Source organism: Acidovorax sp. GW460-11-11-14-LB4 (assembly GCF_059423685.1).
Window position 1 is genome coordinate 19982 of record NZ_JBWKYJ010000004.1, and the last position, 19292, is coordinate 39273.

The 19292-nt window shown below is 64.7% G+C and carries 15 protein-coding genes; 8 read left to right on the forward strand and 7 right to left on the reverse strand.

Annotated elements, in window-relative coordinates; all coding sequences use genetic code 11:
- Positions 1-19: 19 nt before the first annotated feature.
- Positions 20-2101 (reverse strand): sodium-translocating pyrophosphatase, encoded by a 2082-nt coding sequence (locus AC07X4_RS03225; protein WP_494739213.1) that lies wholly within the window; start codon positions 2099-2101, stop codon positions 20-22.
- 256 nt (positions 2102-2357) lie between these two features.
- On the opposite strand from AC07X4_RS03225, the gene ppa reads away from it, so the two are divergent.
- Both ppa and AC07X4_RS03235 read left to right on the forward strand, forming a co-directional pair.
- Positions 2358-2894, forward strand: a complete 537-nt coding sequence (gene ppa, locus AC07X4_RS03230) for an inorganic diphosphatase (protein ID WP_056067328.1) — start codon at positions 2358-2360, stop codon at positions 2892-2894.
- Positions 2895-3116: 222 nt separating this feature from the next.
- A complete protein-coding gene (locus tag AC07X4_RS03235; protein ID WP_494739214.1) occupies positions 3117-4952 on the forward strand; it encodes a methyl-accepting chemotaxis protein in 1836 nt (611 codons plus the stop codon).
- 186 nt (positions 4953-5138) lie between these two features.
- Here AC07X4_RS03235 and AC07X4_RS03240 read toward each other — a convergent pair whose 3' ends face one another.
- Positions 5139-5948 carry a lipase family alpha/beta hydrolase gene (locus AC07X4_RS03240; RefSeq protein ID WP_494739215.1) on the reverse strand — a complete coding sequence of 270 codons (810 nt, stop codon included), beginning with the start codon at positions 5946-5948 and terminating at the stop codon, positions 5139-5141.
- A gap of 273 nt (positions 5949-6221) precedes the next feature.
- Between AC07X4_RS03240 and AC07X4_RS03245 the strand changes: the two genes are divergently transcribed.
- The 4 genes from AC07X4_RS03245 (at position 6222) to AC07X4_RS03260 (ending at position 13127) form a co-directional block, all read left to right on the forward strand.
- A complete protein-coding gene (locus tag AC07X4_RS03245) occupies positions 6222-6761 on the forward strand; it encodes a chemotaxis protein CheW (protein ID WP_494739216.1) in 540 nt (179 codons plus the stop codon).
- Between the two features lie 45 nt (positions 6762-6806).
- Positions 6807-8603, forward strand: a complete 1797-nt coding sequence (locus tag AC07X4_RS03250) for a methyl-accepting chemotaxis protein (protein WP_494739217.1) — start codon at positions 6807-6809, stop codon at positions 8601-8603.
- A gap of 601 nt (positions 8604-9204) precedes the next feature.
- A complete protein-coding gene (locus AC07X4_RS03255) occupies positions 9205-10998 on the forward strand; it encodes a methyl-accepting chemotaxis protein (RefSeq protein ID WP_494739218.1) in 1794 nt (597 codons plus the stop codon).
- A 377-nt stretch (positions 10999-11375) separates the two neighbouring features.
- Positions 11376-13127: a methyl-accepting chemotaxis protein gene (locus AC07X4_RS03260; protein WP_494739219.1), complete on the forward strand. Its 1752-nt coding sequence runs from the start codon at positions 11376-11378 to the stop codon at positions 13125-13127.
- 105 nt (positions 13128-13232) lie between these two features.
- Here AC07X4_RS03260 and AC07X4_RS03265 read toward each other — a convergent pair whose 3' ends face one another.
- Positions 13233-14492 (reverse strand): GNAT family N-acetyltransferase, encoded by a 1260-nt coding sequence (locus AC07X4_RS03265; RefSeq protein WP_494739220.1) that lies wholly within the window; start codon positions 14490-14492, stop codon positions 13233-13235.
- A gap of 80 nt (positions 14493-14572) precedes the next feature.
- Here AC07X4_RS03265 and AC07X4_RS03270 point away from each other — a divergent pair, with 80 nt between their 5' ends.
- Positions 14573-16231 carry an NAD+ synthase gene (locus AC07X4_RS03270; protein WP_494739221.1) on the forward strand — a complete coding sequence of 553 codons (1659 nt, stop codon included), beginning with the start codon at positions 14573-14575 and terminating at the stop codon, positions 16229-16231.
- A gap of 54 nt (positions 16232-16285) precedes the next feature.
- Positions 16286-16624: a P-II family nitrogen regulator gene (locus AC07X4_RS03275; RefSeq protein ID WP_015013651.1), complete on the forward strand. Its 339-nt coding sequence runs from the start codon at positions 16286-16288 to the stop codon at positions 16622-16624.
- Positions 16625-16799: 175 nt separating this feature from the next.
- On the opposite strand, the gene AC07X4_RS03280 is transcribed toward AC07X4_RS03275, so the two are convergent.
- Genes AC07X4_RS03280 through AC07X4_RS03295 form a run of 4 tightly spaced genes read right to left on the reverse strand, consistent with a single transcriptional unit; the run spans position 16800 to position 19286 of the window.
- On the reverse strand, positions 16800-17393 hold the full coding sequence (locus AC07X4_RS03280; RefSeq protein ID WP_494739222.1) for an LOG family protein: 594 nt from the start codon (positions 17391-17393) through the stop codon (positions 16800-16802).
- Entirely contained in the window at positions 17386-17796 is a 411-nt protein-coding gene (locus tag AC07X4_RS03285) for a diacylglycerol kinase (RefSeq protein ID WP_056744177.1), read from the reverse strand. Before AC07X4_RS03285 ends, AC07X4_RS03280 begins: the two co-directional genes overlap by 8 nt.
- A 4-nt stretch (positions 17797-17800) precedes the next feature.
- Complete coding sequence (locus AC07X4_RS03290; protein ID WP_494739223.1) at positions 17801-18349, reverse strand: RDD family protein; 549 nt, start codon at positions 18347-18349, stop codon at positions 17801-17803.
- Positions 18350-18386: 37 nt separating this feature from the next.
- Entirely contained in the window at positions 18387-19286 is a 900-nt protein-coding gene (locus AC07X4_RS03295) for a DUF3106 domain-containing protein (RefSeq protein WP_494739224.1), read from the reverse strand.
- Positions 19287-19292 lie beyond the last annotated feature (6 nt).

The window sequence follows — 19292 nt, forward strand, 5'->3', positions numbered from 1 at the left end:
TGACGATGGTGGGGCGCTTTTACCCGCCGTGGAACTTGACCACCAGCGGCACGATGAGCAGTGCCACGATGTTGATGATCTTGATCAGCGGGTTGATGGCCGGGCCGGCCGTGTCCTTGTAGGGGTCGCCCACGGTGTCACCGGTCACGGCGGCCTTGTGCGCCTCGCTGCCCTTGCCGCCGTGGTGGCCGTCTTCGATGTACTTTTTGGCGTTGTCCCACGCGCCACCGCCGGTGCACATGCTGATCGCGACAAACAGACCTGTGACGATGGTGCCCATGAGCAAGCCGCCCAGCGCCTTGGGCCCCAGCAGCAGGCCCACCGCAATCGGCACCACCACCGGCAGCAGGCTGGGGATCACCATTTCCTTGATGGCGGCGGTGGTCAGCATGTCCACGGCCTTGCCGTATTCGGGCTTGCCCGTGCCGTCCATGATGCCCTTGATGGTGCTGAACTGGCGGCGCACCTCCACCACCACAGCGCCTGCGGCGCGGCCCACAGCCTCCATGGCCATGGCGCCGAACAAGTACGGAATCAGCCCGCCGATGAACAAGCCCACGATGACCAGCGGGTCCGACAGATCAAAGGTGATGGCCTTGCCATAGCTCTCCAGCTTGTGGGTGTAGTCGGCAAACAGCACCAGTGCAGCCAGGCCGGCCGAGCCGATGGCATAGCCTTTGGTCACGGCCTTGGTGGTGTTGCCCACGGCGTCCAGTGGGTCGGTGATGTCGCGCACACTGCTGGGCAGCTCGGCCATTTCGGCAATGCCACCCGCGTTGTCGGTGATGGGACCATACGCATCCAGCGCCACTACAATGCCCGCCATGCTCAGCATCGACGTGGCTGCCACCGCAATGCCGTACAGGCCAGCCAGGCCATAAGACACGATGATGGCCGCGCACACAAACACCACGGGCCAAGCCGTGGAACGCATCGAAACGCCCAGGCCCGCAATGATGTTGGTGCCGTGGCCGGTGGTGGACGCCTGGGCAATGTGCTGCACGGGCGAGTACTGCGTGCCGGTGTAGAACTCGGTGATCCAGACCAGCGCGGCCGTCAGCACGAGGCCGGTGGCGCAGGCGCCAAACAGCCGCAGCTGGGTGCCCGTGGCCGTGACCGCGTTGTCCGGCATGATCCACAGCGTGACGAAGTAGAAAGCGATGAGCGACAGCACGCCCGCGATCGCCAGACCCTTGTACAGCGCAGGCATCACGTTCTTCATGCCGGGCGTTGCCTTGACGAAGAAGCAGCCAATGATGGATGCGATGATGGACACCGCCCCCAGCGCCAGCGGGTACACCACCGCATTGACCTGGGCCGTGGCCACCATCAGGGCGCCCAGCACCATGGTGGCGATCAGTGTCACCGCGTAGGTCTCGAACAGGTCGGCCGCCATGCCCGCGCAGTCGCCCACGTTGTCGCCCACGTTGTCGGCAATCACGGCCGGGTTGCGCGGGTCGTCCTCAGGGATGCCAGCCTCCACCTTGCCCACAAGGTCGGCGCCCACGTCCGCGCCCTTGGTGAAAATGCCACCGCCCAAGCGCGCAAAGATCGAGATCAGCGACGAGCCGAACGCAAAGCCGATCAGCGGGTTGAGCAGCGTGGCCAGATGGGTAGTGGGCGTGTGGTTGCCGTTGCCCGCCAGGAACCAGTAAAAGCCCGTGACACCCAGCAAACCCAGCCCCACCACCAGCATGCCGGTGATGGCGCCGCCACGGAACGCGACATCCAGCGCTGGGCCAATGCCTTGGGTGGCCGCCTGCGCGGTGCGCACATTGGCGCGCACAGAGACATTCATACCGATGAAGCCGCAGGCGCCCGAGAGCACGGCGCCCACCACAAAGCCGACCGCAGTGGTGCCGTCCAGAAACACGCCGATGAGCACCGCCAGCACCACGCCCACGATAGCAATGGTCTTGTACTGGCGGGCCAGGTAGGCTGCGGCGCCGGCCTGAATGGCGGCGGCAATCTCCTGCATGCGGGCGTTGCCCGGGTCTTTGGAAAGGATCCAGCCCCGGGCCCAGATGCCGTAGGCCACCGCGATGAGCCCGCAAACGAAGGCGAGGATGAGAGGGGATGTCAGTGCTGAACTTGCAGCCATTCAATTCTCCTTGGTGTGTTGCACGGAGGGGGACCAACGCATCGGTGGCTTCCCCGCTGCGTTGCTTCCTCGTGCTACCCATGCGTTTCGCGCAGGAGCCGATTGGCCAACAGGCCCAATTTACAGGCAAACGCCGGTTTGCAAGCGGGCAGAAAGGGGCGTGCGCCTAAAATCAGGGTTAATCCCGACGCTTCGTTGCGCTGCATCAGTGCCGAAGGCCTCGCGGGTTATCGTCAACAAACCACTATCCAAAGACATGTCCCTCAACAACGTCCCCCCAGGCAAGAACGTTCCTGACAGCTTCAACGTCGTCATCGAGATTCCGATGAACGCCGATCCGATCAAGTACGAAGTGGACAAGGAATCGGGCGCCATTTTTGTGGACCGTTTCATGACCACCGCCATGCACTATCCCACCAACTACGGGTATGTGCCGCAGACGCTGTCGGGCGACGGCGACCCAGTCGATGTGCTGGTGATCACGCCTTACCCGCTGTTCCCCGGCGTGGTCGTGCCCTGCCGCCCCCTGGGCATCTTGATGATGGAAGACGAGGCCGGTGTGGATGGCAAGGTGATTGCTGTGCCCACGTCCAAGATCCTGCCCATGTATGACCACTGGAAGACCATCGACGATGTGAACGCCATGCGCCGCAACGCCATCGCCCACTTCTTTGAGCACTACAAGGACCTGGAAAAGGGCAAGTGGGTCAAGGTGCTGGGCTGGGAAGGCATCGACGCCGCCAAGAAGGAAATCACCGACGGCATCGACAGCTACAAGAAGTCGCAGGCCTGATAGGTCAGATAGGTCAGATAGGCCGGTAGGGCTGGTGCTGATTGCACCAGATGCTATCAAAATAAAAGCACGCCATCCGCCATGGATGGCGTGCTTTTTTGTGGGCGGTGCCCCGGTGGGGTAGGGAAAAGCCGCGCAATGTGCGGTCAGGCCCGCTGATAGACTGCATTTGGTTACACACCTGGGGTGGTCCCGGTGTCACGAGGTACTTTGAGGTGATTCATGAAAATTTCTGATCTGCGCATCGGCGTGAAGCTGGCGGCGGGTTTCCTGGCGGTGGTGCTGCTGACCGCCTTGCTCGGCGCCATTGCGCTGGTGCAGATGTCCCGCATCCACGCCAACGCCGAGGAGATCGCTACCAACCTGCTGCCCAGCGTCACGCAAACGGGCGAGCTGCGGGTGCTGCTCAACCGCATGCGCCGTGCGGAGGCGGGCATGGTCACGGCGCGCAGCGCTGCCGAGGTCAAGGCGTTTGCCGAGCAGGTCGCGCAGCGCCACAAGGACCTGACCCGAGTTGAGGCGATCTACGAGCCGCTCATCGACATGCCCAAGGAGCGCGAGGTGTTCAACGCCTACAAGGCGCGCAAGGCGGCCTATGTGGCGTTGCAGGACAAGCTGGCGGACATTGCCAAGGGCGTGGACTTCAGCACTGCCGAGACCATGGAACTCACGGCAGATGCGTTGAGCATGCTGTATGCGGGCGAATCGGAGTCAGCCTTTGTGGCCACCGCCGAGACGCTGGGCGAGCTGCAAAAGATCAATGCGGACGCCGCCTTGCAGGCCAACGAGGAAGCGAAGACGGTGTTCAGCGTGGCCCGCGCCTGGGTGCTGGGCACCCTCGCGCTGTGCGTGGCGTTGGCGGCCGTACTGGGTGTGGCCATCACCCGCGCCGTTACGCGCCCCGCCCATCACGCCGTGTTGGCCGCCCGCGCGATTGCCGATGGCGACCTGGCGACCGAGGTGCCCCCCGGCGGCAAGGATGAAATGGGCCAGCTGCTGAATGCGCTGGGCGACATGCGGGCCAACCTGGCGCGTGTGGTGTCGGGCGTGCGTGGCAACGCCGAAGGCGTGGCCTCGGCGAGCGCACAGATCGCCTCAGGCAACAACGACCTGAGCGCACGCACGGAACAGCAAGCCAGTGCCCTGGAAGAAACAGCCGCCTCGATGGAAGAGCTGGGCTCCACCGTGCGCCAGAACGCCGACAACGCGCGAGCCGCCAACCAGCTGGCCGTGAGCGCCAGCACTGTGGCCGTGCAAGGCGGAGACGTGGTGGCCGAAGTGGTCGAGACCATGAAAGGCATCAACGCCAGCAGCAACAAGATCGCAGACATCATCAGCGTCATCGACGGCATTGCCTTCCAGACCAACATCCTGGCGCTCAACGCAGCCGTGGAAGCCGCCCGCGCCGGCGAACAAGGCCGGGGCTTTGCCGTGGTGGCCGGAGAAGTGCGCAACCTGGCAGGACGCAGCGCAGAAGCCGCCAAGGAAATCAAAGCCCTCATCACCGCCAGCGTGGAACGCGTGGAACAAGGCACTGCCCTGGTCGACAAGGCCGGAGCCACCATGACCGAAGTCGTCAGCGCCATCCGGCGAGTGACCGACATCATGGGAGAGATCAGCGCCGCCAGCAGCGAACAAAGCGCAGGTGTCGGCCAAGTCGGCGAAGCCGTCACCCAGATGGACCAGGCCACCCAGCAAAACGCTGCCCTGGTGGAAGAAATGGCCGCAGCTGCCAGCGCCCTGAACGCCCAGGCCGGCGAACTGGTCAACGCCGTGGCCGTGTTCAAGCTCGACGCCAGCAGCACGAACAGCAACTACAGCCAGAACCGCCACACGGCAGCGCCCGCCCGCACCCCCATTGCAGCGCCCAGCTACAAAGCCCCGGCCCGCAGCACCAGTCTGGGCAAAAGCGCCAAGACCGGCAGCAAACCAGCCGCCAGCCTGGCGGCGCCCAAGGCCAGCAGCCCGACAGCCTCACCCGCCGCCAAGCCCGCAACGCCCAGCCCGGCCCCGGCACCCAAGGCTGCGGGAAGCGACGACGACTGGGAGAGCTTCTGACCAAGGGCTGCGCAGGCCCCTGAGTGAAGAAATCAGGTCCAAACGGCTGCAAGCGCAGGTGGAACATGCGCTGAAAGCTATCAAAAACAAAGCAAGAAAGCACGCAGAGGAGGCTACCTTCTGCGTGCTTTTTTGTGGGCGGGCGCTTCGCGTCGGCGTAGTCGGATGCGCCGCCGCACCTGCCGGTCAGCGGTGCGGGTTCGGGTACACCAGATGCAGCCCTGGCAGCTGGGGGCGCTGGAACGGCTGCCACACCACGCCTGGCCCGTGCGGCTGGCTCAGCCGGTCGGCCACGGCCCACCAGGCGCTCGGGTTCAGGCCGATGCCAAAGTGGCTGGCCACCACCTCGATGTTCTCGGTGTGCGGGTTGTGGTCGGCGGGCGCCTGGATGCTGCCGCGCCAAGCCACCACGCCGTCGGTGCGCGAGTAGATGCTGGTGGTGGGCACCGGGGGCGCCTCGGGCAGGTTGTAGTTCTCGGTTTCGCGCTCGATGCTGCGGCCGCTGGCGAACTGGTAGATGCGCCATGCGTTGGTAGAGGTGTGGGGGCCGGCAAAGGGCGTGCCCAGGGTCACCACGCAGCGCACCAGGTCGGGCATTTCCTTGGCCAGCTCGCGGGCGTAGATGCCTCCCAGGCTCCAGCCCACCAGGCTGACCTTGTTGCCGCCGGCATTGGCCGCTTGCTGCAATTGGGCCTTGGCGTTTTCCAGCACGCCCTCGCGGGGCCCCAGGTTCAGGCCCTGGCCCCAGCCCAGCGTGTTGTAGTTGCGCGATTCGAGGTAGCGGCGCAGGGGCAGGGTGGTGGCGTCGCCAGCTGTCAGGCCCGGGAACACGATGACCGTGTGCCCATCCCCCAGGGGTGCACGCTGCAGCACAGGCCAGGCGGGCAGCACTGCGCCAAACTCCCACGGAGCCCGCAGCTCCAGGGCCAGCAGGGGCAGGCTCGGCGGTGGCATGTGGTCGGGGGCGGTGGATTTGCGGTCGGAGAAGAGGGGCATCGATTCGTCGTTCCAAAACGGCGCGTGCCAGGCAAGGCACACGGGTGGTGCGACGGTAGCAGTTTTTGCGCACCAGGGCGGGGCGCGAAATGGAGCAAGCTCTCCAATTGCCCCCGCCCGGGCCGGGGGAGTCCCCTTCAGATGGTGGGGGGGATTGCCCACGAATGTCACATTTTGCAACCGTGCGCTGCTATGCTTTGGATAGCTTTTGCGTTCGTCGCGTTCTGGCGCTGTTCGCAACCCTCCCGTTCCAACCGCCTGAAAGCCCGCGCCATGACCGCTATTGCCGACGCCGCTGCGCCTGCCGTCACCCACTCTGCGCACCCCTCGCTGGCCCCAAGCCCCACCGCAGCCCCTCGTGAATTCCTGACCTTTCGCCTGGGTGCTGAGGAGTACGGCATTGACATCCTGCGCGTGCAGGAGATCCGCTCATACGATAGACCCACGCGCCTGGCGCAATCGCCCGACTTCATCAAGGGCGTGATCGATCTGCGCGGCCGCATCGTGCCCATCCTGGATCTGCGGGTGAAGCTGCAATGCCCTGAAGCCAGCTACACCGACTTCACCGTGGTGATCATTCTGGACATCGGAGCCACGGTGATTGGCGCGGTGGTGGACGCGGTAGCCGATGTGGTCTCGCTCACTCCCGACCTCATCAAGCCCACGCCCCAGTTCGAGCGGCAGGGCCATGTGGACCCGGCCTTTGTCACTGGCATTGCCAGCCTGGGCGAGCGCATGCTGATCGTGATGGACATCGAAGCTTTGCTGAGCAGTGACGAAATAGGGCTGGTGAGATCAGCTGCGCACAAGTAATGTGACAACCCACTACACAAGATCAACACACAGAGGAGAAGAAGGATGAATCAGCTCAAGATTTCAACCCGGCTGGCTGTGGCATTTGCCGTCATGGTGCTTCTGTTGGTCGCTTTGGGGGCAGTGAGCTTGGTGCGGTCGGCCAGCCAGCGCGAGGCACTAAATGACATCACCGAGATGCGGATACCCATCACCAAATCGATGGGAGCTCTGGCTGATGGGGTGAACGTCCAGGCCATTCAATTCCGGAACCTCGCAATTTTCAACAATGAGAGCATCACCAAATCTTCAACAGAGCGTGTAGCTGCTGCGCGGATTGCCATTGCTGAGCAAATTAAAACGCTCACCACGCTCATTCAGTCGGAAAAAGGCAAGGAAATTCTGGCCCGTGTGCTACAGAGCCGCGCGGCGTTCCTCAAGCTCGGCGACGAGTACATGGTGCTTATTCAGCAAGGCCAGCGAGACGAGGCGCTGAAGCTCCTGGAAGAGAAGTTGCGTCCCGTTCAACTGGAGTATCAGAAAGCAATCCAGGAGCAAGTCGAATACCAGGCGCAAGTGACAGTGGCGGCGGGCCAGAGAGCAGAAGCTGAGGCGAACGCGCTGCAGCGTGACGTGTTGATTGCGGGCGCCCTTGCCATCGCCATCGCCATCTTTCTGGCCATCACCATCATTCGCTCCATCACCCGCCCCCTGGCGCAGGCGGTGGAAGCGGCCGACCGCGTGGCCGGTGGCGACCTGAGCGGCCAGATCGTCGTACAGTCCAAGGACGAAACCGGCCACCTGCTCAGCGCCCTGCAGCGCATGCAGCAAAGCCTGGTCAACACCGTCAGCTCGGTGCGCCAGAACGCCGAAGGCGTGGCCTCGGCGAGCGCACAGATCGCCTCAGGCAACAACGACCTGAGCGCACGCACGGAACAGCAAGCCAGTGCCCTGGAAGAAACAGCCGCCTCGATGGAAGAGCTGGGCTCCACCGTGCGCCAGAACGCCGACAACGCGCGAGCCGCCAACCAGCTGGCCGTGAGCGCCAGCACTGTGGCCGTGCAAGGCGGAGACGTGGTGGCCGAAGTGGTCGAGACCATGAAAGGCATCAACGCCAGCAGCAACAAGATCGCAGACATCATCAGCGTCATCGACGGCATTGCCTTCCAGACCAACATCCTGGCGCTCAACGCAGCCGTGGAAGCCGCCCGCGCCGGCGAACAAGGCCGGGGCTTTGCCGTGGTGGCCGGAGAAGTGCGCAACCTGGCAGGACGCAGCGCAGAAGCCGCCAAGGAAATCAAAGCCCTCATCACCGCCAGCGTGGAACGCGTGGAACAAGGCACTGCCCTGGTCGACAAGGCCGGAGCCACCATGACCGAAGTCGTCAGCGCCATCCGGCGAGTGACCGACATCATGGGAGAGATCAGCGCCGCCAGCAGCGAACAAAGCGCAGGTGTCGGCCAAGTCGGCGAAGCCGTCACCCAGATGGACCAGGCCACCCAGCAAAACGCTGCCCTGGTGGAAGAAATGGCCGCAGCTGCCAGCGCCCTGAACGCCCAGGCCGGCGAACTGGTCAACGCCGTGGCCGTGTTCAAGCTCGACGCCAGCAGCACGAACAGCAACTACAGCCAGAACCGCCACACGGCAGCGCCCGCCCGCACCCCCATTGCAGCGCCCAGCTACAAAGCCCCGGCCCGCAGCACCAGTCTGGGCAAAAGCGCCAAGACCGGCAGCAAACCAGCCGCCAGCCTGGCGGCGCCCAAGGCCAGCAGCCCGACAGCCTCACCCGCCGCCAAGCCTGCAGCGCCCAGCCCGGCCCCGGCCAAGGCAGGAGGCAACGACGACGACTGGGAGAGCTTCTGACCAAGGCCCCGCAGGCCTCTGGGTGAAGAAATCGGGTCAAAATGGCCGAAAGCGCAGGTGGAACATGCGCTGACAGCTATCAAAAACAAAGCAAGGAAGCACGCAGAGGGGGCTACCTTCTGCGTGCTTTTTTGTGGGCGGGCGCTTTGTTGGTGATGGCTGAAGGCATGCGTGGGGCGGGTCTGCCACCCGCTGGCGCGATGCTTGCTGCAGGTGCGTGATGGCGAGTTGCCGTTGTGGGTAGCGGCGCGCCAAGGTTGGCGGGCGATTTGTACGCAAACGTAACGGAAAGCGCTATGCTGAGCGGGCCCGCCACGGCGCGCGGCCCGTCGGTGGGTGGACATTCCTTTTTTGGCGCCGTTCTCCACAGGAGTTCTGCAATGGACCGAGGTTTCAACGCGTCGCGCACGTGCATGGGTGGCCGCCCCATCATCACCAGCGCGAGCTGCTGTGCGCCTGCCGTGTGGTCTTCGACGCCAACCGTGGCGCCGCCCAGGCCGCACCTGAGTCTGCTGCGCGCTCTCCGTATGCCCCTTTCCAACCGCTGGTGCGCTGCCAGTCGGGCGCAGCCTGTTTGCTTGTTTCCCTCAGGAGTGTTGTCATGAACCAGTTCAAGATTTCCACCCGCCTGGCGGGTCTGCTTGCGGCCTTGTGTCTGCTGGTGTTGCTGGTGGGCGTGGCGGGGCTGTATGGCATGGGCAATTCCAATGCCGGGCTCAAGTCGGTATACGACGACCGGGTGGTGCCGCTCAAGCAGATCAAGGTGGTGGCGGACATGTATGCGGTCAACGTGGTGGACACGGCCCACAAGGTGCGTGACGGTACGCTGACACCCGCACAGGGCCTGCAGTCGGTGGCCGATGCGCGCAAGGCCATCGAGGCCAACTGGAAGGCCTATCTGGCCACCCAGCTGGTGCCGGAGGAAACCCAGTTGGTCGAGCGCTTCAAGCCGCTGCAGGCCAAGGCAGATGCGGCTACCGATGTACTGGCGGGGCATTTCAAGTCTGGCGATGTGGCGGCCCTGACCGCGTTTGCGGCCAAGGAGATGTACCCCGCCATCGACCCATTGCAGGAGGTGCTGGGCCAGTTGATGCAGGTGCAGCTGGACCGCGCCAAGGCCGAGTACGACAGTGCGGCCGCCAGCTACCAGACCATCCGCGCACTGGCGGTCACGGCCGTGGTGGCGGGCATCGTGCTGGCGGTGCTGATGGGCGGCGCCATGATTCGGCAGATTTCGCGCGCGCTGGGCGATGCGGTGCAGATCACCGACGCGGTGGCGCAGGGCGACCTGACCGTGGCGATCCATGCGCGGGGCAAGGACGAGATCGCCCAGTTGCTCAGCGGCCTCACCGCCATGCGGGACAACCTGGCGCATGTGGTGTCGGGCGTGCGTGGCAATGCCCAGGGCGTGGCGTCGGCCAGTGCCGAGATCGCATCGGGCAACAACGACCTGTCCATCCGCACCGAGCAGCAGGCCAGCGCGCTGCAGGAAACCGCTGCGTCGATGGAGGAGCTGAGTTCCACCGTCAAGCAAAACGCCGACAACGCGCGCCAGGCCAACCAGCTGGCGATGAGCGCATCCACCGTGGCGGGGCAGGGCGGCGATGTGGTGGCCGAGGTGGTGACCACCATGAAGGGTATCAACGACAGCAGCAAAAAGATCGCCGACATCATCAGCGTGATTGACGGCATTGCGTTCCAGACCAACATCCTGGCGCTGAACGCGGCCGTGGAGGCCGCCCGTGCCGGCGAGCAAGGCCGGGGCTTTGCCGTGGTGGCGGGCGAGGTGCGCAATCTGGCCCAGCGCAGCGCCGAGGCGGCCAAAGAGATCAAGTCGCTCATCACTGCCAGCGTGGAGCGGGTCGAGCAGGGCACCCAGCTGGTGGACAAGGCGGGTATCACCATGACCGAGGTGGTGGGGGCCATTCGCCGCGTGACGGACATCATGGGCGAGATCAGCGCCGCCAGCAGCGAGCAGAGCACGGGCGTGTCGCAGGTGGGCGAGGCCGTCACGCAGATGGACCAGGTCACCCAGCAGAACGCGGCGCTGGTCGAGGAAATGGCGGCTGCTGCCAGCAGCCTGAGCCACCAGGCCCAGGCCTTGGTGGGGGCGGTGGCGGTGTTCAAGCTCACGGCCGACCAGGCACGGGCATCGCAGCCTGGCGGCGCTGTGGACTCGGTGCCGCGCCCTGCGCCCGCAGCGGAACCGCGCAAGGCGGCGATGGGCGGTCATGCGGCGGGCAGCAAGGCAACCCTTGCTTTGCGCTCTCCCTCTGCTCCTGCCGCCAAAAAGGCACCTGCTGCCAGCGCCACCACCAAGGCCGCGGGCGCCGCACCCAAAGCGGCCCCACAAGCAGTGGCCGCCGGTGCCGAGGACGACTGGGAGAGCTTTTGACCGACGGTAGGCCGCGCCTGCACCGTTTGTAAGCTTTTTGCCCCGTTTTGGGGCGTAGACTTCCCCAAGCTGGTTCGGTGCCTGGCACTGCGCCGACAGCGCCCGCGATGTAGCACCCCAGCCCGAGCGTGCGCTGTTTTGACATCCCCACGGCTGACACAGGGGGCCGCACCCATGCTCCCACCGGCGCAGCGCTTGCGCAGTGGGCCGTCGACTCTCTTGTGATAATTTAAATTGATAAAATCATATTTATCAAAAATATGATATAATTATCACATTCCAGCCGCTGATTCCTTGTTGTCCCGCACAGGTGCGTGGCACCACATCGGCGCACCCATGGCTGGCAAAAGCCCCCATAAAAACCACGAAAGATTCCCATGAGCAACCTGAAAATCGGAGCGCGCCTGAGCCTGGCCTTTGGCCTTGTGCTGTTGATCACCGCCACCATCGCCGCCACCGGCGTCTGGCGACTGGCAGTACTCAAGGAGGCCAGCAGTCGCATTGCCACTGTCGAAATGGAACGCAACGCCCTGGCGCAGGAGTGGAAGGCGGCCATCGACCTGAACTGGGTGCGGGCGTCGGCGTCGCTCAAGGCCACGGATGCGGGCTACATCCAGTCGCTCACGGCAGACATGGCCACCACGTCCCAACGGGCCAGCGAGGCGCAAAAGAAGCTGGAGGCGCTGGTGGACGACCCCACCGAAAAGGCGCTGATGGAGCGTGTGGCGGTGACCCGCAAGGCCTATGTGGACGCGCGCGCCAAATTGCTGGAGCGCAAGAAGGCCGGGGAAGACGTGTTTGCGCTGGTGGACAGCGACCTCAAGCCCCTGGCCACCGCTTACCTGCAGTCGCTGGCCGATGTGGCGGACAACACGCACAAGCAGCTCGATGAGTTCGAGGGCGCCATCATCCAGGCCGCAGGCACCAGCCAGTGGGTGCTGGCGCTGGGGGCGGTGGTGTCGGTGGTGCTGGGCGCATTGTTTGCGCTGTGGACCACGCGTTCCATCGTGGGGCCGGTGCAGCGTGCGGTGCGGGCGGCCGATGAGATCAGCCACGGCAATCTGTCGGTGCAGATTCCCGACGTGGGCAATGGCCGCAATGAGATGGCCCAGCTGCTGCGCTCGCTGGACGAAATGCAGCAAAACCTGTCGCGCATCGTGGGGCATGTGCGCTCCGGCTCCGAGAACGTGGCCACGGCGTCGTCGGAGATCGCCCAGGGCAACAACGACCTGAGCGCACGCACCGAGCAGCAGGCCAGCGCCCTGCAGGAGACGGCGGCATCCATGGAGCAGCTCAATTCGACCGTGCGCCAGAACGCCGACAACGCCCGCCAGGCCAACCAGCTTGCGCAGAGCGCATCGACGGTGGCCGTGCATGGCGGAGAGGTGGTGAGCCAGGTGGTGGACACCATGAAGGGCATTCACGACAGCAGCAGCAAGATCGCCGACATCATCGGTGTGATCGATGGCATTGCCTTTCAGACCAACATCCTTGCGCTGAACGCGGCCGTCGAAGCAGCGCGTGCGGGTGAGCAGGGCCGGGGCTTTGCGGTGGTGGCGTCCGAGGTGCGCAGCCTGGCGGGCCGTTCGGCCGACGCGGCCAAGCAGATCAAAACCCTGATCAACGACAGCGTGGAACGCGTGGCCGCAGGCACCACGCTGGTCGATCAGGCGGGTGCAACCATGACCGAGGTGGTGGGCTCGATCAAACGTGTCACGGATTTGATGGGCGAGATCAGTGCCGCCAGCTCTGAACAAAGCCAGGGCGTGGCCCAGGTGGGCGAGGCTGTGACACAGATGGACCAGGTCACCCAGCAAAACGCTGCCCTGGTGGAAGAAATGGCCGCTGCCGCCGCCAGCCTCAACAACCAGGCGCAGGACCTGGTGAGCACGGTGGCGTTCTTCAAGCTGTCGCCAGCGCAGGCTGCGCAGCCAGCTGCGTCTGCCTTTGCGTATGTGCCCAAGGCTGCAGGCCCATCTCCGGCCTTGGCCGGTTCCAGCCGACCAGCCCCTGTGGCCCAGTCCAAGGTGCCGCCCCTGCGTGCGGCCGCCAAGCCCGCACCGGCTCTTGCGTCAACGGCGCCAGCTCGTTCGGGCAGCGGCAATGATGCTGACTGGGAGAGTTTTTGACAGTGACTCGCCGCCCTCGGTAGGCGTGACGGGCCCTGCCTTCGCCATGTGTTGGTTCAAACCTGGCTTTGATCTTGTCCGCGCGTCCTGCCTGACCGTTGCAGGTCAGGCGGCCTTGAAGGGGCTTCGCGCTTGCAGGTCGCCGAGGTAGCTTTCCACGCCAGCGCCTTCGCGGTCGAGAAAGCGCTGCACCGCCTCAGCAAATGCCGGGTGTGCCAGCCAGTGCGCGCTGGTGGCCTGCACGGGCAGCAGCGCGCGGGCCATCTTGTGCTCGCCCTGGGCACCCCCCTCAAACCGCACGGCACCGTGGGCGATGCACCACTGCAGCGGCTGGTAGTAGCAGGCCTCGAAGTGCAGGCAGTCCACGCGCTCCAGCGCGCCCCAGTAGCGGCCGTAGGCCACCAGCTCGGAGCGTGATTCGGGGCCTGATTCAGCGTCTTTTTGGGCTGATGCGCTAGATGCATATGCGCCGATAGCTATCAAACTGCTAGCAATAGGCCGTCCGTCCCGCTCCCCCACAAACAGCAGCCAGGCCTCGGGCATGTCCGCTGCCATGCGGGCGAAGAAGTGGCGCGTGAGGTAGGGCGGGTTGCCGTGCTCCAGATAGGTGCGCTCATAGCAGCGGTAAAAAAAATCCCAGTCTGCAGCGCTGATGTCCGCCCCGCGTGACCAGCGGAAGGTGACTCTGGCATCGGCAACGCGGCGGCGCTCCTGGCGGATCTTCTTGCGTTTGTCTTGCGACAGGCTGGCGAGGAACTGGTCAAAGTCCTGGTAGCGCGGGGTTTCGCCGTCGGTGGCGGCTACACCCTGGGCCACAGCGAGCGTGGGCCGCTCATTCTTCCAGTGAAACTGCACGGTGTGCCGCAGCATCAGGTCTTGTTGCGCGCTGGTCAGCACATCGTCATCGCTGGCAAACAGCACATGCACGGACGACACGTCTTCTTGCTCGCACCACTGGCACACCGCCTGCACCAGCAGGGCGCGCGTGGCGGCATCGCGGGCCAGCAGCCGGCTGCCTGGCACGGGCGTAAAGGGCACGGCAATGACGGCCTTGGGGTAGTAGGGCACACGGTGCTGCTCGTAAGCGCTGGCCCAGGCCCAGTCAAACACATATTCGCCGTACGAATGGCTCTTGAGGTACAGGGGGCAGGCGGCCACCAGGGTGTCGCCATCCCACAGCGTCATGAAGCGGGGCGTCCAGCCAGTGCGCGGCGTGGCGCTGCCGCTGCTTTCCAGCGCGGCCAGGTATTCATGCCGCATGAAGGGCGTGGGGTGGCTTTGCTGCGCCAGCAGGTGGTTCCAGGCGGTAGTGTCCACGTCCAGCACGGAGGGGAGCACGCGGGCGATAATGGCAGCTTCAGCCATGCAGGCCCCTGTGATGCACCTTTGATTGCGGGCCTGCAACGGCGGTATTCAACCTGGCCGCAGGGGCCGATTCCAGTTCCATGACGCTCTCCATTTGCACTGCGCAGCTCAACTTTGTTGTGGGCGACATGCCCGGCAACGCCCAAAAGATCATTGCGGCAGCCCGCGAGGCCTATGCCCAGGGTGCTCGCCTGTTGCTGACACCGGAGCTGGCCATCTGCGGCTACGCGGCCGAAGACCTGTTCCTGCGCCCTGCCTTCATTGCGGCCTGCGATGATGCCGTGAAAACCGTGGCCCGCGAGACTGCGGGGTTGAAAGGCCTGGCCATCGTGCTGGGCCACCCGCAGGCCATGGCCCCTGGCGCCCAGGCCTTCAGCGTCTGCTTCAACGCCGCCAGCGTGGTGCGCGACGGCAACATCGAGCAGACCTACGCCAAGCGCGAGCTGCCCAACTACCAGGTGTTTGACGAGCGGCGCTACTTCGTGCCCGGCAGCAAGCCCTGTGTGTTCGAGGTGGAAGGCGTGAAGGTGGGTGTGCTGGTGTGCGAAGACGCCTGGTTTGCCACCCCCGCGCGCGATACTGCTGCCGCCGGTGCGCAGTTGCTGGCGGTCATCAATGCATCGCCTTTCCACCTGGGCAAGGGCACGGAGCGCGAGGCCACCATGCGCTCCCGTGTGGTCGAGACGGGCCTGCCGCTGGTCTACGCCCACCTGGTGGGCGGGCAGGACGAGGTGGTGTTCGAAGGCCGCTCGTTTGTGCTGGCCGCCGACGGCTCGGTGGCGGCGCGGGCCCCTGCTTTTGTGGAAAAACTGCTCTATGCGCTAGTCGAATCTGCCCAGGGTGCTATCAAAATTACAGCAGAGGTTGCCCCAGAGCGCACGCTGGAGGCCGACCTGTGGGATGCCCTGGTGCTGGGTGTGCGCGACTATGTGGGCAAGAACGGCTTCCCGGGCGCGCTGCTGGGGTTGTCGGGCGGCATCGACTCGGCGCTGGTGCTGGCGATTGCGGTGGATGCGCTCGGTGCCGACAAGGTCCGCACGGTGATGATGCCGTCGCCCTACACCGCCGACATCAGCTGGATCGACGCGCGCGACATGGCCACGCGCATGGGCGTGCGCTACGACGAGATTTCGATCAAGCCGCAGTTCGAGGCCTTCAAGGCCGCGCTGGCCACCGAGTTTGCCGGGCTGCCCGAAGACACCACCGAAGAAAATCTGCAGGCACGTATCCGGGGCACGCTGCTGATGGCGCTGTCCAACAAGTTCGGCGCCATCGTGCTGACCACCGGCAACAAGAGCGAGATGTCCACCGGCTACTGCACGCTGTACGGCGACATGGCCGGCGGCTTTGCCGTGATCAAGGACGTGGCCAAGACCCGCGTGTTTGACCTGGCCCGCTGGCGCAATGCCAACGACCCGTATGGCACCTGCGCCAGCCCCATCCCTGAGCGCATCATCACCCGGCCGCCCAGTGCCGAGCTGCGGCCCGACCAGAAGGACCAGGACAGCCTGCCGCCGTATGAGGTGCTGGACGCCATCGTTGCCCGCTACATGGAAAACGATGAGCCCATCGAGTCCATCATCGCCAGCGGCTTCGCCCGGGCCGATGTCGAGCGCGTGACGCGCCTGATCAAGCTCAACGAGTACAAACGCCGCCAGGCGCCGGTAGGGATTCGTGTCACGCGCCGCAGCTTTGGCAAGGACTGGCGTTACCCTATCACCAGCAAATTCAGGGCGTGACGCTTCGGCGCCGTGCCCCCAGCCCGATTTTTTACATCCTCCAGGAGACCCGCCATGAAAATGATCACCGCCGTCATCAAGCCCTTCAAGCTCGAAGAAGTCCGCGAAGCCCTGGCCGAATGCGGCGTGACCGGCCTCACGGTGACCGAAGTGAAGGGTTTTGGCCGCCAGAAAGGCCATACCGAGCTGTACCGCGGCGCGGAATACGTGGTGGACTTTCTGCCCAAGGTGAAGGTCGAGGTCGTCGTCAAGTCCGAGGATGTGGACCGCTGCGTGGACGCGATCGTGAACGTGGCGCGCACCGGCAAGATCGGTGACGGCAAGATTTTTGTGACTGCCGTGGAGCGCACGGTGCGCATTCGCACGGGCGATCTCGACGACGCAGCGGTGTGAGGTGACAACCCCCTGAGCCGTTTCTTACCTTGCCCTTTCTCTTGAACGGCTGCGCCATTCGAGAAAAGGGAGGCAACGCCAGCGCAAGCAAGCGAAGCGCCGCATGCGCAGCCTGTTGGCCCTTGCTCGGTGGCCTTGGCTTGTGGGCCGCTCGAGTTTCGGAGTGCGGGGGGAGTCAGATCACCGAGCGCAGCGGGATGGGCGCTTGGTCAGGCCCTGCGTCTTGCACCAGCGCGCGCAGCAGGGCTTCTGCATCCGTGGATGCGTGCAACAGGCCCATCTGCCATTCACCCATGAAGCCACTGGCCACGCTGCCCTGCAAGAAACCCAGCAGGCCGTCGTAGTAGCCCGCCACATTCAGCAAGCCCAAGGGCTTGTCGTGGTAGCCCAGCTGGCGCCAGGTCCACACTTCAAACAGTTCTTCAAAGGTGCCGATGCCGCCGGGCAAGGCGAGGAAGGCATCGCTGCGCTCTGCCATCATGGCCTTGCGTTCGTGCATGGTCTGCACGATGTGCAACTCGTCACATTGGCGGTTGGCCAGCTCCTTGTCCACCAGCGCCTGCGGTATCACCCCCACCACCCGGCCGCCCGCCAGGCGCGTCGCCTCGGCCACTGTGCCCATCAGGCCACTGCGGCCACCGCCGTATACCAGTTGTCCGTTGTGAGTGCCGATCCATTGGCCCACTGCCTGCGCCGCCTGGGCATAGGCGGCGTTGTCGCCGGGGCGCGATCCGCAATATACGCACACAGAAAAAGTGGGTTCAGCCATGGAAAAACCTCTGAAACAATGCGGCGGCCCAGATGCCGATGCACAGCAGCAAGGCCAGCAGAACCGCTGCGCTGCCCATGTCCTTGGCGCGTTTGGACAGGTCATGCCACTCGGGCCCGATGCGGTCGATGGCGGTCTCGATGCCCGTGTTGAGCAACTCCACAATCATCACGATGACCACGGAGCCCGCCAACAAGGCGACTTCGACCCAACTGCGGCCCAGCCAGAGAGACAGCGGCAGCAGCACCATGGCGGCGATGGCCTCCTGGCGGAAGGCCTTCTCGTTCCACCCGGCCCGCAGCCCTTCCATGGAATAGCCGGCGGCATGCCAGATGCGATTGAGGCCCGAGCGCGCCTTTTGGGGGTTGGCCGGAGCGTCCGGAGAAGGGGAGGAGGGTTGCATGCGCTTATTTTTTGGGAATTTCGTAGTGCACCAGCCGGGTGCCGGCCAACGCGTCGTGCCAGAACTGCCGCGTGGGGTGGAACCGGCTGAGCAGCGCCCATATGGCCACCCAGCCTCCTACCAACACGAGAACGCTAAGCGCAGGCATTCCAAACATATACGCTCCCAGCGGCGGCAGAAACCATACCCAACTGAACACATAGCGCAGAAGTGCACGTGGCTGGCTGATGGCTTGTCCTTTCGTGTCGACGACTCGGATGTGCCAGGTTTTCTGGGCGAGGGTTTGTCCTTTCGCCCAAAACCAAATGAAGTAAATACCGAACACGACGAACAGAAACCCCATGCGAAGGTGTCGATTGTCTAGCGCGTGACGAGACTGACTCAAAGTGTCAAACAAATAGTCGGCAATGAAGACCACGCCGAACATCAGCATGCCTTCGTACAGCCAGCAGGCCATGCGCCGCCACAGGTTGGGCGTGGGGCCGCCCGCAAGGACGCCGCTTGAGGCGTTGGCCGCAGGCTGGGGCGTGGTGGGAGAGGGAGAAACGGACATTCCAGGTCAGGCCCGTCGGGCCAGGGCAGGTTGAAACCTACTGAGGATACAGGCCGGAGGTGTCAGGTGTTACTGCGGGGGTGCCGGGCGAGCCCGTGCTGTCGGCTCCGCCAGAGCCCAGGGGCGGAAGTACAGCAGGCACCGCACTGGGGATCGCCACGGGCGCTGTTTCCACGCCACCCGTCAAGGTTGCCGGCGCTGCGGATGCGGGGGCGGATGGCATCGCAGGCGCCGTCGGCTGAGGCACTGGGGCCGCAACGCGGGGCGAGTGGTCTACCACCGGTGGAATCTTGGGAGCGTTGGGGCGATCGGGGCTGGCTTGCGTTGCTGCAGGCACCTGGGCCAGCTTTTTGGGCGAGACAGGGCGCAGGGCCGTGGCAGCCCCGTGGGGATTGGGGGTCGCCTTGGAGGCCAACGCCTTGCGCTCTTCGTCAGACAGTGCCTGGTAGGCCTCCCACTGCGCCCGTTTGTCGTCCCCAGCCAGGCGCTTGGTGACCGCGTAGTTCAAGCGTGCCTGGTTGCGCTGCTGGGCACTCAGATTGGCCCAGTCGGTGATGCGGTCATGGAACTTGCGTTGTTCCTCTTCCGAAAGACTGGGGTAGTTGATGGCCAAGTCCAGCCAACGGCGTTTCTGGGCTTCGCTGATCAGCGCCCAGCGTTCCGACAGCGGATACAGCGCCAGTTTTTGCGCCGTGGTGAGCGTGCCCCAGCCTGGTCCTGATTCCGTGGCAGGGGGCATGTTCACGGCAGACAGGTCTGTGCGGGCGTTATTGGGGCGGGCCACTGCGGCCTCAGCGCCCGCCTGGAGCAATGTGCTGGGGGCCATGCGCATCTGCACCAACGCCTGCCAGCCACCAGCGGTAAGCGCACCCAGAAGCGCCAATGCCAGCACGAAGGCTGGCAGCGTGGAGGGAGCTTCAGAGGGGCTTGGGTGCATGCAGTC